General features: G+C 59.7%; 11 protein-coding genes. 10 read left to right on the top strand and 1 reads right to left on the bottom strand.

What is annotated here, in order from left to right:
* The 8 genes from ACQY7U_RS24315 to cpaB form a co-directional block, all read left to right on the top strand.
* Positions 1 to 669 (top strand): MBL fold metallo-hydrolase RNA specificity domain-containing protein (locus ACQY7U_RS24315; protein WP_428650578.1); only part of this gene is annotated, 669 nt, incomplete at its 5' end.
* A gap of 180 nt (positions 670 to 849) precedes the next feature.
* The gene (mce, locus tag ACQY7U_RS24310; protein WP_428650575.1) at positions 850 to 1,254 is read left to right on the top strand and encodes a methylmalonyl-CoA epimerase; all 405 of its coding nucleotides are present in this window, start codon (positions 850 to 852) and stop codon (positions 1,252 to 1,254) included.
* A 4-nt stretch (positions 1,255 to 1,258) separates the two neighbouring features.
* Positions 1,259 to 1,549: a DUF1467 family protein gene (locus ACQY7U_RS24305; RefSeq protein ID WP_428650572.1), complete on the top strand. Its 291-nt coding sequence runs from the start codon at positions 1,259 to 1,261 to the stop codon at positions 1,547 to 1,549.
* 562 nt (positions 1,550 to 2,111) lie between these two features.
* On the top strand, positions 2,112 to 3,443 hold the full coding sequence (gene proS / locus ACQY7U_RS24300) for a proline--tRNA ligase (RefSeq protein WP_428650569.1): 1,332 nt from the start codon (positions 2,112 to 2,114) through the stop codon (positions 3,441 to 3,443).
* 112 nt (positions 3,444 to 3,555) lie between these two features.
* Positions 3,556 to 4,860 (top strand): lipoprotein-releasing ABC transporter permease subunit, encoded by a 1,305-nt coding sequence (locus ACQY7U_RS24295; RefSeq protein WP_428650567.1) that lies wholly within the window; start codon positions 3,556 to 3,558, stop codon positions 4,858 to 4,860.
* 10 nt (positions 4,861 to 4,870) lie between these two features.
* Positions 4,871 to 5,587: an ABC transporter ATP-binding protein gene (locus ACQY7U_RS24290; protein ID WP_428650564.1), complete on the top strand. Its 717-nt coding sequence runs from the start codon at positions 4,871 to 4,873 to the stop codon at positions 5,585 to 5,587.
* Positions 5,588 to 6,079: 492 nt separating this feature from the next.
* Positions 6,080 to 9,583: a DNA polymerase III subunit alpha gene (gene dnaE, locus ACQY7U_RS24285; RefSeq protein WP_428650561.1), complete on the top strand. Its 3,504-nt coding sequence runs from the start codon at positions 6,080 to 6,082 to the stop codon at positions 9,581 to 9,583.
* A 340-nt stretch (positions 9,584 to 9,923) separates the two neighbouring features.
* Complete coding sequence (cpaB, locus tag ACQY7U_RS24280) at positions 9,924 to 10,712, top strand: Flp pilus assembly protein CpaB (protein ID WP_428650559.1); 789 nt, start codon at positions 9,924 to 9,926, stop codon at positions 10,710 to 10,712.
* A 123-nt stretch (positions 10,713 to 10,835) separates the two neighbouring features.
* Here the strand turns inward: cpaB and ACQY7U_RS24275 are convergent, their stop codons facing one another.
* On the bottom strand, positions 10,836 to 11,237 hold the full coding sequence (locus tag ACQY7U_RS24275) for a VOC family protein (RefSeq protein ID WP_428650556.1): 402 nt from the start codon (positions 11,235 to 11,237) through the stop codon (positions 10,836 to 10,838).
* 314 nt (positions 11,238 to 11,551) lie between these two features.
* On the opposite strand from ACQY7U_RS24275, the gene rpsB reads away from it, so the two are divergent.
* The gene (rpsB, locus tag ACQY7U_RS24270; protein ID WP_428650553.1) at positions 11,552 to 12,358 is read left to right on the top strand and encodes a 30S ribosomal protein S2; all 807 of its coding nucleotides are present in this window, start codon (positions 11,552 to 11,554) and stop codon (positions 12,356 to 12,358) included.
* 144 nt (positions 12,359 to 12,502) lie between these two features.
* Positions 12,503 to 12,858: translation elongation factor Ts (gene tsf / locus ACQY7U_RS24265; RefSeq protein ID WP_428650551.1), on the top strand; the 356-nt coding region annotated here is incomplete at its 3' end.

Below are 12,858 nucleotides of genomic sequence, written 5' to 3'. Positions count from 1 at the left end.
CGCACCATTCCGGGCAACGAAAAGGATGTCGGCGCCGTTCTCAACAATCTTGCGGACAAGGACGTGGAAATCGTCACGGACCGGGACGGACTGGTTCATGTGTCCGGTCACCCGCGCCGCGGCGAGCTGGAGCAGCTTTACCGTCTGGTTCAGCCGAAAGTCGTGGTTCCCGTCCACGGCGAACCCTTGCATCTTGCGGCCCATGCCGCCTTCGCGGCCGGACAGGGGATCCGGGAAGTGGTGCGCGGCAAGAACGGCGACATCATCCGCCTGACCGCCGGCCGGGCCGCGGTTATCGACGAGGCACCGTCGGGTATTCTGGTGAAGGATGGCGAGATCCTGGACGATCCGGAAGTGACCGGTGTGAAGGAGCGCCGCAAGCTTTCCTATGCGGGCGCCGCAGTGGTCTCTCTGGTGGTCAATCGGGCAGGGGAGCTTCTTGCCGATCCGGATGTGACGTTGCTGGGGCTACCGGACACGGACGACGACGGTGAGCCGATGGAGGATATCGTTATCAAGGCCATTGTCGGCGCGGTGACGAGCATTCCGAAAGCGCGGCGCAAGGACAAGGATCTTGTCGGCGAGGCCGCACGGCGAGCCGCCAGGGCCGAGATCCTGGACGTGTGGGGCAAAAAGACGCTCTGCAAGGTGATGGTGACCCAACTATAGTCATAGTCACAAGGATCAGCTTGTATTTGCGGGCAGATCCGCGAAAACAACGCGGTGACCGGCTTTCAAGCCGGAGTGTTCCGGCGCAAGCGCGGCGGGGATTCCGGCGACAGGTCTGCTGCCGGAGCGGACAGGCCTGGCGATGCAGAGCCGGCGGGTTGCCCACTTGGAGGAATGTGCATGATCGGACGGCTTAATCACGTGGCAATCGCTGTCTCGGATATCGAGGCGGCGGCGGCGGTTTACAGGGACACGCTCGGCGCGGAGGTCTCTGCAAAGGAAGAACAGCCCGGCCATGGCGTCAGCACGGTGTTCATCAACCTGCCCAACACCAAGATCGAACTTCTGGAGCCGCTTGGCGACAGTTCGCCGATCACCAAGTTCCTCGAAAAGAACCCGTTCGGCGGTATCCACCACGTCTGTTACGAAGTCGATGATATCATCGCTGCGCGCGACCAGCTGGTGGCCAGTGGCGCCCGGGTGCTCGGCGATGGCGAACCGAAGATCGGCGCGCACGGAAAACCGGTGCTGTTCCTGCACCCGAAGGATTTTCTCGGTACACTGACCGAGCTGGAAGAGGCTTGAAGACATGTCCCTGGCGTTCGGCGCTGCCATCTACTTCATGATCTGGTGGATCCTGCTGTTCGCAATTCTGCCTTTCGGCATGCGCCGGACTCAGGAAGAAGCAGGCGAAGTGGTGCCGGGTTCCGAACCGAGTGCTCCGGAGCGGCCGCAGTTTCTCAAGGTGATCGTGATCACCACGATCGCGGCGACGGTATTGTTCGGCGTATACCTGGGATTGCGGAACGCGGGCTTCGGTCTGGACGACATTCCCTTTCTGAACCCGCCTGCAAGCAACTACGGCCTTCCGGGAAACTGAGCGCGTTCAGCGGGACGGCGCGGGCCGGTCTCACACGGAATTCGGCAAAAGAAAAAAGGCAGAGCGATAAGCCCTGCCTTTAAAAAGTTCCGCGTCTAAATTGACCCTGCTTCCCTTACCGATCGTTGTTATCAATCCGGTCGGGCGGCTGCGAACCCGAAGGTGCGCCTGAGGGTCCTTCCTCCCAAGACTCAGACCGCGATGTCCTTGAGCTTCTTGGTATTTCTACCAAGGCTCCTGTTTTTATGAGAACGAAACCTAGCGGATTGAATCACGCTTGTCACCTGTTTGTCGTATGCAGTTTGATTTTTTTGCTTGCCCGCTTCCTTAGGGGTATTTCGAACTAAAGTATTAGTAGGTAAAGAGCGCTTAATTTAGGCGGCAAAATGTATGGAACGGGCTGATTTTTGCCGCCTTTGCCTGCAAGGTCTGCAAAAGCCGGCAGGTCATGCGCAAAGGGCTTGTAATTGGGCGCGGCTTGCGCTTTGACTGCGCGAAAGGCCGTGACCAAGGTAAATTCCTGATTGCGGCCCAGGCTTTGCCCAAGATTGAGAGAATATTCATGCGCCTTTCCCGATATTTTCTGCCCATCCTGAAAGAAACGCCCAAGGAAGCAGAGATCGTTTCCCATCGGCTGATGTTGCGGGCCGGCATGATCCGGCAGCAATCCGCGGGGATCTATTCCTGGCTGCCGCTCGGACTGAAGGTCCTGCGCAAGATTGAACGCATCGTGGAAGAGGAACAGGCGCGCGCCGGTGCGATCCAGCTCCTGATGCCGACGATCCAGTCCGCCGACCTGTGGCGGGAAAGCGGACGCTACGATGCCTACGGCAAGGAGATGCTGCGCATTACGGACCGACACGAGCGTGACATGCTCTACGGTCCGACCAACGAGGAAATGATCACCGAGATCTTCCGCAGCTATGTGAAGTCCTACAAGGATCTGCCGCTGAACCTTTATCACATCCAGTGGAAGTTCCGCGACGAAGTGCGTCCGCGTTTCGGCGTGATGCGCGGGCGAGAGTTCCTGATGAAGGATGCCTATTCCTTCGATCTGGATCAGGAAAAGGCCGTGGAAGCCTACAACCGCATGTTCGTCGCTTACCTCAGGACCTACAAGCGCATGGGCCTGACCGCGATCCCGATGCGGGCCGAGACCGGTCCGATCGGCGGCGATCTCAGCCACGAGTTCATCGTGCTGGCGGATACCGGCGAAAGCGAAGTCTATTGCCATGCCGACTACCTGACCAAGGAAACGCCGGGTGAGGAAATCGACTTCAATGGCGATCTGACACCCATCGTCAAGGACTGGACGGCTCACTACGCAGCAACCGAAGACATCGTCGACAAGGCCGAATTCGAGGCTTCGGTGCCCGAGGACAAGCGGATCGTTGCCCGCGGGATCGAGGTTGGCCAGACCTTCTACTTCGGCACCAAGTATTCCGAACCGATGGGGGCCAAGGTGGCAACCGCGGAAGGAACCGAGGTGCCTGTCCACATGGGGTCCTATGGCGTTGGGGTTTCCCGCCTTCTTGGCGCCTTGATCGAAGCCAATCATGACGAGAACGGAATCATCTGGCACAAGTCGGTCGCGCCGTTCCATGTCGGACTGGTCAACCTGAAGCCCGGGGACGAGCTGACCGACAAGACGTCCGAGGATCTCTACGCCAAGTTGGAAGCCGCCGGCATCGAAGTGCTCTACGACGATACGGACACGCGGGCAGGCGCCAAGTTCGCGACCATGGATCTCATCGGTCTGCCGTATCAGGTCGTGGCCGGTCCGCGCGGGCTCAAGGACGGCCTCCTGGAAGTCAAGAACCGTGCAACTGGGGAAAAGGAAATGCTTTCTCCGGAAGCGACCTTGAACAAGCTGACCGCGGCATTGACGGACTAGGCAAGTCCGTCAATCCTCTGGGGTGGGATTCGGCCGCGGCAAACCAGACAATGGATCGCCGGGGCCGCGGGGCGTTGCTGAAGTGAACGGACATTGCTGAAGTGGATGGACAATGACAGCGGTAGATACGGCGGACGTTGACCAGGGACAGACGAATGCAGCGCCCACACGGCCCTTTTCCGCCTATGAATGGATGATCGCAGGCCGTTATCTGCGGTCCCGCCGGCGCGAGACGTTCATTTCCGTGATCGCAGGCTTCTCTTTTGTCGGCATCATGCTGGGGGTTGCGACCCTCGTGATCGTCATGGCCGTGATGAACGGCTTCCGCTCCGAACTGCTCGACAAGATCCTCGGCATCAACGGCCATATGCTGGTACAGCCCATCGACATGCCGCTTACCGACTATGATCCGGTGGCAAAACGGCTCGAGGGGGTGCCGGAGGTGGTAAGCGCCATTCCGTTCGTGGAAGGCCAGGCGCTGGTATCGGGGCCTGCCGGAAACCTTGGCGCGCTTGTGCGCGGTGTCCATGAAAGTGACCTGCGCCGCATTCCGCTGATCTCCGAAAATGTCCGCTCTGGAACGCTTGACGGCTTCGATGCAGGCGAGGGGGTTGCCGTCGGCTCCCGCATGGCCCAGCAGCTCGGCCTGACCACCGGCGACAACATCACCATCATTTCCCCGCGTGGCAGCGTCACGCCTATGGGGGTCACGCCCCGACTCAAGGCCTATCCGATCACGGCGATCTTCGAGATCGGCATGAGCGAATACGATTCCACCTTCCTGTTCATGCCGCTGGAAGAATCTCAGGCCTATTTCAACATGGATACCAAGGTCACGGGCATCGAGGTCTATGTCGTCGATCCCGACAAAGTTGAAGTGATGAGGAGGGCTCTGGAGGAGGCTGCCAATCGGCCGACTTTCATCACCGACTGGCGGCAGCGCAACGTCACCTTCTTTTCCGCGCTCGAGGTGGAGCGCAACGTGATGTTCATCATCCTCACGCTGATCGTTCTCGTCGCGGCGCTGAACATCATTTCCGGCCTGATCATGCTGGTGAAGGACAAGGGGCGCGACATCGCCATTCTCAGAACCATGGGAGCGACGCGCGGGTCCGTGATGCGGATCTTCCTGATCACCGGTGCCAGCATCGGCGTCGTCGGCACCTTCGCCGGCTTCGTACTGGGACTGGTCGTTTGCCTCAACATCGAGAGCATTCGCCAGTTCGTGTCCTGGTTGACGTCCACGCAGATTTTCGATCCAACGCTCTATTTTCTGTCGAAGCTTCCGGCCGAAATCGACACTGGCGAGACCATAACCGTATTGCTGATGTCTTTGGTGCTCTCGCTGCTGGCAACGCTTTATCCGGCCTGGCGCGCGGCCCGGCTGGATCCGGTTGAAGCGCTCCGGTATGAGTAGGGAGACGGAGATGAACATGGCTGTCGATCCGAGAAAGGATCCCGCGCTCGCTCCGGCCGCACTGGAACTTGCCGGCATCACCCGCAGCTTCGACGAAGGCGACCGCAAGCTGCACGTCCTCAATGGGGCCAATCTTCGCATCGAAGCCGGTGAAATGGTTGCGCTGGTCGCCGCCTCCGGCACCGGCAAGTCGACCCTGCTGCATATTGCCGGACTTCTGGAGCGCCCCGATGAGGGAGATGTGTTCCTGGGGCAGGTCAATTGCTCGGATCTTTCCGATGACGAACGCACCGCTATCCGGCGCAACGACATTGGCTTTGTCTACCAGTTTCATCACCTTCTGCCGGAATTCACGGCGCTGGAAAACATCATGATGCCGCAGATGATCCGCGGGCTTGCGAAGAAAGTCGCTGCGGAACGGGCTCAGGAGCTGCTGGAATACATGCGTCTGGGCGAAAGAGGCCTGCACCGGCCGTCGGAACTGTCCGGCGGCGAACAGCAACGCGTCGCTGTTGCCCGTGCCGTCGCCAACGCGCCGCGCATTCTTCTGCTCGATGAGCCGACGGGCAACCTCGACCCCAACACCGCCAACTATGTGTTCGATGCCTTGTCGGCACTGGTGCGCGCGTCCGGGGTCGCGACGCTCTTTGCCACGCACAATCTGGAGCTGGCCGGCCGGATGGACCGGGCGATCACCCTCAAGGACGGGTTGGTCAGGGATCTTTAGCCGGGTCATAACAGCCATCCGCAGCGGTTTGCGGTGGCTGGAAGGCGCGGGCTGAGAAAGCCGGAACAAAGCAATAACTCAAGGTTTTCAGCAAATTTGATTTGCCGGTAAGGAGTGAGAACAAAAAGGGCTTGCAAAGCGAACAAAGATGGAACATATTCACTCAACCCAAGAGTAAAGGGGTGGAGGGTGTGATGATCCATATCGTTCGTGATTTCGCTGCTTTCAGTTCTCTGGTGTGCTTCTGCACCACGCTTGCCGTTTGGGGCGACGTTCTGTTCTCGCTCGGGTGACGGTTCCGGCTACGCTCCCGCACTTGCCGGGAGGCGGCCGCAAATGTTGCTGATCGGAAAGACGCCCGAGCTTTGCGTTGCCCGTCCATTTCTGCGCGGCGTCAAAGAACAGCGGTGACAACTCTACCGGCTGCTCGACAGCCTTCCCGGAAAGCGCTTCACTTGACGACTGATTCTGGAAGTCGATAAGAGCGCTGACATGACTGGTTCCGAAACCAAAGATAACGAGGCTCCGTTAGAGCCCGCCGCCGAGGGACGGGAAAGTACCGGCCCCGGTTTCGTCCATCTCAGGGTTCATTCCGCGCTGTCGCTTCTGGAAGGCGCGCTGCCGATTAAGAAGCTTCTGGATCTTGCCAAGGCAGACGACCAGCCCGCCCTGGCCATCGCCGACACCAACAATCTCTTCGGAGCCCAGGAATTTTCCAGCAAGGCCTGGGGAGCGGGCATCCAGCCGATCACGGCCTGTCAGCTGTCCGTATTCTTCGACGACGGGCTGGAGAGCGGCCGTCGCGGCGAGCCTGCACTCGCCGATGTTGTTCTTATCGCCATGACAGAGGCCGGCTACGGCAACCTGATGGAATTGTCCTCCAGGGCGTTTCTGGATACGGAAACGGGCCTGAGGCCGCATGTGTCTGCAGCCTATCTGCTTTCCAAGGCCGAGGATGTCATCGTGCTGACGGGGGGCGCCAACGGGCCGGTCGGGGCGGCTCTGCTGGCAGGGCGCAAGGATCTGGCGCGGGAACGTCTTGGCAAACTTGCGGAAGGATTCTCGGGCCGCTGTTACGTCGAGATCCAGCGCCACGGCATGGAGGCGGAGCGCAAGACGGAAAACACCTTCCTCGACCTTGCCTATGAAACGGGCTTGCCGCTGGTTGCCACGAACGAGGCCTTCTTCCCGAAACGGGAAGACTACGAAGCCCACGATGCCCTGATCTGCATTTCGGAGGGCCGTGTGCTGATCGAGGAAGATCGCCGCCGCCTGACGCCGGAGCACTATTTCAAGAGCCGGGCGGAGATGTGCGCCTTGTTCGCCGATTTGCCCGAAGCACTGGCCTCGACGGTCGAAATCGCGAAACGCTGCAGTTTCCGGCCCTTGCGCCGCAATCCCATCCTGCCGCGTTTCGCCGGTGCCGATGCGGATCCGGAGGAGGCCGAACAGGCCGAGGCCGCGGAACTGATCCGTCAGGCCCGCGAAGGCCTGAAAGCACGCCTCGAAGCTCATGGTCTGGCCCCGGGTCTTGAGGAAAAGGACTACTGGGAACGGCTCGACTACGAGACCGGCATTATCGAGCGGATGAAGTTTCCCGGCTACTTCCTTATCGTTGCCGACTTCATCAAATGGGCGAAGTCCAATGACATTCCGGTCGGGCCGGGCCGCGGCTCCGGTGCCGGTTCACTAGTGGCCTGGTCGCTGACCATCACCGACCTCGACCCGATGCGCTTCTCGCTCCTGTTCGAACGCTTCCTCAATCCGGAACGTGTGTCGATGCCCGACTTCGACATCGACTTCTGCCAGAGCCGGCGCGAAGAGGTGATCCGCTACGTTCAGGAGAAATACGGCCGCAAGCAGGTGGCGCAGATTATCACCTTCGGATCGCTGCAGGCCCGCGCCGTTCTGCGCGATGTCGGCCGCGTGCTGCAAATGCCTTATGGCCAGGTGGACCGGCTCTGCAAGCTGGTGCCGGCCAATCCGGCCAATCCGGTGACACTCGGCCAGGCGCTCGAGGACGAACCGCGCCTTCGGGAAGCTGCGCGGGAAGAGGAGATCGTCGAGCGTCTGCTCGGCATGGCGCAGAAGCTGGAAGGGCTTTACCGGCATGCCTCGACCCACGCCGCCGGCGTGGTGATCGGCGACCGGCCGCTGGAAAAGCTCGTGCCGCTCTACCGCGATCCGCGCTCAGACATGCCGGTGGCGCAGTTCAACATGAAGATGGTGGAAGACGCAGGCCTGGTGAAGTTCGACTTTCTCGGCCTGAAAACGCTGACGGTGATCGATACCGCCGTGAAGCTGATCGAGCGGCGCGGGGTCAAGGTCGATGTGGCGAGCCTGCCGATCGACGATTTGCCGACGTACCAGCTTCTGGCACGGGGCGAGACCTTCGGGGTGTTCCAGCTTGAAAGTCAGGGCATGCGCCGGGCAATCGCCGGCATGAAACCCGACCGTTTCGAGGACATCATCGCGCTGGTGGCACTCTATCGTCCCGGCCCGATGGAAAACATTCCGGTCTACAATGCGGTGAAGCACGGCGAGCAGGACCCGGACTGCCTGCATCCGCTCCTGGAACCCATCCTGATGGAGACGAACGGCATCATCGTCTATCAGGAACAGGTAATGCAGATCGCCCAGGTGCTGTCCGGCTATTCCCTCGGTGAAGCTGACCTTCTGCGCCGCGCGATGGGTAAGAAGATCGCTGCGGAGATGGAAATCCAGCGGGCGCGTTTCGTCGATGGTGCCGTGGAACGCGGCATCAACAAGACCCAGGCCGGAACCATTTTCGACCTGGTGGCCAAGTTCGCAAACTACGGTTTCAACAAGTCCCACGCCGCCGCCTATGCGCTGGTTTCCTATCACACGGCCTGGCTCAAGGCGAACCACCCGGTGGAGTTCATGGCCGCGTCCATGACACTGGATCTCGGCAACACGGAAAAGCTGGGTGACTTCCGCCAGGAAGCCCGCCGCATGAAGATCGACATCGAACCGCCGTCCATCAACCGCGGGCAGGTCTACTTCGATGTCTCCGATGGCAAGATCCTCTACGCCATGGGGGCGATCAAGGGGGTCGGCGAGCAGGCGGTGGAACACATCGTCGAAGTGCGCGGCGACAAGCCTTTCAAGAGCCTGGGGGATTTCGCCCGCCGGATTTCGCCCAAAGCGCTTAACAAGCGGACGCTTGAAAACCTCGTGGCCGCCGGTGCGTTCGACGAGCTTGAACCAAACAGGGCCAAAGTCTTCGAAGGACTCGACCGGATCATGGGGCTGGCGCAGCGGACGGAAGAAAACAGGACGCTCGGCCAGGACGAACTTTTCGGCGGCAGCGACAGCGAGGAACCCCTGCAGCTCGACGAGGTCCATGGCTGGACCAACGAAGAAAAGCTGCAGCGCGAACATGCCGCCATCGGATTTTACCTCTCCGCCCATCCGATTGACGAATATGCAAGTGTTCTGGAGAAGATGCGCGCACAGCCGTGGGCGCAGTTTTCCGAGGCCGTGAAAAAGGGAGCCTCCCACGGCCGCCTTGCCGGAACGGTCGTCTCCATGCAGGAGCGCAAAACCAAATCGGGCACGCGCATGGGTATCGCCCGTCTGTCCGACGCGACCGGTCAATACGAAGCGCTGTTGTTCCGCGAAAAGCTTGAGCAGTTCCGCGATGTCCTGCAGGCGGGCCGGTCCGTCGTCGTGCTGGTCGGTGCCGATATGCGCGATGATGAACCATCGCTGCGCATCGAGCAGGTAGACCCGATCGACAAGGTGGCTGCCCGATTGCAGAAGAGCATGCGTGTCTTTGTCCGCGACGAACGGCCGATCCCGAGCCTTGCCAAGCAGCTGCAGGTGAGGGGCGAGGGTGATGTGACGGTGATCGTGCTGCTGGAAAACGGTGCGCGCGAGGTTGAGGTGAAATTGCCGGGCCGCTTCCGCCTGTCGCCCGAAATTGCCGGTGCGCTCAAGGCCGTTCCGGGAGTGACCGACGTCCAGTTGGCCTGATCCAAGGCGGTTAAGCGGAACCACCGCTTTGGCGGGAAAGTCAAGCCGTTTGCGTTGTCTGACTTAACAAAACATGCGTGCATTTGGAAATATTGCACGTAAAAATAGATTTTGATCTCTCTGTGACTGAAGGGACGGCAAATAAATTGTAGCGGCGTTTGTCCGGCCAAATTTCAATTTTGGCGAATTTCCGCGGATGAAGTTTCAAAGCGTCTGGAGTTATTGGTCTTTCATTAATAGTAATCCGAATTGCTCTTTCCCGGTTAGTCTTGTTTTGACGACTCCGCCCGCATTCTCCTCCCAACAACGCGGTAGCGCGTGGAAGTTTTGGGAATTGGTGATGAAATTCGTTCGACTGTTCGTGCTGCTCATTGCAGCGGGTGCCGGAATTGGGGCTTTCTATCTTGTGATGAACAAGGAAGAAGCACCGGTGATCCCCGTCGTAGTCGCGCCGGTGGTGACCGGAACCAAGGTTCTGGTTGCGGCCAAGGACATTCCTCTTGGCGGGAAACTGACCGACAAGGATCTGGAATGGGCGGATTGGCCGGAGAGTGCCGTGCCAGAGGGGGTGGTGACAAAGGACATCGACCCGTCTGCAATGGAAATGCTTCTGGGGCGAATCGCAAAAGCTCGGATCTATTCCGGCGAACCGATCCGGACGGAGCGCCTCATCAACACCGACAAGGGCTACATGGCGGCTCTTCTGCCGAAGGGTAAACGGGCGATCGCTGTCCGGGTCGAGCAGGAAACCTCTGCGGGCGGCTTTATCCTTCCGGGCGACAAGGTGGATGTCATCCTGACCCGCAAGATCGGTGACGGTCACGTGACCAGTGAAACCATTCTGGAAAACATTCGCGTGCTGGCCATTGACCAGACCACAGCCGGTGAACAGGAAACCAAGACCCTGTCGCCGCAGCGTACCGCCACACTTGAACTCACCCCGGCACAGTCGGAGGTCATTGTGCAGTCACAGCAAGTCGGCAGCATCGCGCTCGCGCTCAGAAGCGCCGAAGATTCGGCGGAAGTCGCGGTTGTCGAGGAGAAAAAGCGGCGGAAGGATGCCAAGTTCGTCCGCGTTCAGGAAAACCGCTGGTCCATCGGGGATGTGCAGGGGACCGGTGTGGAATAACCGGGAAAATCCGGGAGGCGCCAGGAACGCGCGGGCGGGAGGAAACCCGTCCGCGTGTTTCGTTTCATGGGAGGGCACGTTTGTGACCGGTCTCACCGTAACCTTGTGCGGCCGAAGCCTGGATCATCCCTGCGCCGGCCAGACGATTTCGATACGAATTCCACCGGGTTCCAGAAACATCATGTGCTGGCGCGGTCCGCTGCCAAGCGGTTCCGGTTCGAATTCGATTGTCACACCGGGCCAGACGCGAATCTTGTCCGCCAGCGCAAGAAGGTCTTCCTTGCTGCCGACTTCAAAGGCAACGTGATGCAGGCCGATATTGGTCTTGCGATCGAAGTCTGTCATAGGCTGCGACCGGTCAGCCTGCCAGAGTGTCAGGCGGCAGGTGCCGTCCGATACAGTCGTGCGCGGATAACTGTCGTCGCGTGCCAGCAGTTTCCAACCGAGCAGATCAATGAAGAGGGACGTCGTCTCATCCAGGTTGCGGACGGTAAGACCGAGGTGGTTGATGCCTTTGGTGGACATTAAGCTGGATTCCTTGTCCGTTTATACGTAAAAATTGCGATGTTTGGAGGCAAGCGTTTTTCAGCTGAAGCGCGCGGCACTGACATATGTTCGGACCGAGACCGTCAAATTGATGTAGGCGCTGGCAACTCCTGTTGAGAAATCCGGTCCCTAGGCCTTGAAATAATATTTCTTCCCAACTATAAGGCGCGCATTCCACACGCAAGGGGCGGAAACCGAGCTTATCGGGGTCCATCCGGTGGCCGAAGGAAAAAAATCCTGCGGTCCACATCCTCTTGCGGAGGTCAAACCGGAAAACTCAGGAGATAAGGGCCATGGCATTGCCCGATTTCACCATGCGCCAGCTGCTTGAAGCTGGTGTGCACTTTGGTCACCAGAAACACCGTTGGAACCCGCGCATGGGTCAGTACATCTTTGGTGTACGCAACGATGTTCACATCATGGACCTGTCCCAGACGGTTCCGCTGCTGCATCAGGCTCTGAAAGCCGTTTCCGACACCGTTGCCGGTGGTGGCCGCGTTCTGATCGTCGGCACCAAGCGTCAGGCTCAGGAAGCTGTTGCAACCTCTGCACGGAATTCCGCTCAGTATTTCGTCAATGCCCGCTGGCTCGGCGGCATGCTGACCAACTGGAAAACCATTTCCCAGTCCATTCAGCGCCTTCGCAAGCTGGAAGAGACCCTTTCTTCCGACGCTGCCAATGCTCTGACCAAGAAAGAACGCCTGTTCATGGACCGTGAGCGTGAAAAGCTCGAGCGGAACCTCGGCGGCATCAAGGACATGGGCGGCATCCCGGACCTGATCTTCGTGATCGACACAAACCGTGAAGCCATCGCCATCCAGGAAGCCCGCCGTCTGGGTATCCCGGTTGCCGCGATCCTGGACTCCAACTCCAATCCGGAAGGCATCACCTATCCGGTGCCGGGCAACGACGACGCCGGCCGTGCGATCTCGCTCTACTGCGACCTGATCGCCCGCGCTGCCATCGACGGCATCTCCCGCGCACAGGGTGCAGCCGGCATGGATATCGGCGAATCGGAAGAAGCTCCGGTTGAAGAAGCACTCGCAGAAGCTGCTGAAGAAGCTCCGGCCGAGGCCGAAGCGGCTGCAGCTGAAGCCTAAGTCAACTCCTGCCGCGGCCAGCCGCGGCAGTTCACTGTTGAATTCGCAAGGCGGGCTGCGATTTGTTGCAGTCCCGTCATAAAGACGCGCAAAGCCAACGGCTAAAGCGTGTCTTATCTGAAACCCCCATCCACGAGGCAATCGATGAGCATTACCGCTGCGATGGTAAAAGAGCTCCGTGAGAAATCCGGCGCTGGCATGATGGACTGCAAGACCGCCCTTACCGAAACGGGCGGCGACATGGAAGCGGCTGTTGACTGGCTGCGCACCAAGGGCCTGGCCAAGGCTGCCAAGAAGGCAGGCCGTGTGGCCGCTGAAGGTCTTGTTGGCGTTGCCAGCGAAGGCACCAAGGCTGCCGTTATCGAGCTGAACTCCGAAACCGACTTCGTTGCCCGCAACGAAGGCTTCCAGGAGCTGGTCTCCAAGGTTGCCAAGGTTGCCATTTCGACCGACGGCACGCTGGAAGCAATCTCTGCTGCCGATCTCGACGGCAAGCCTGT

The sequence above is a fragment of the Roseibium sp. genome (assembly GCF_050301095.1).
Classification (GTDB): domain Bacteria; phylum Pseudomonadota; class Alphaproteobacteria; order Rhizobiales; family Stappiaceae; genus Roseibium.
Note: the sequence above shows the minus strand (reverse complement) of the source record. Positions and strands in the feature narration are given on the sequence as shown.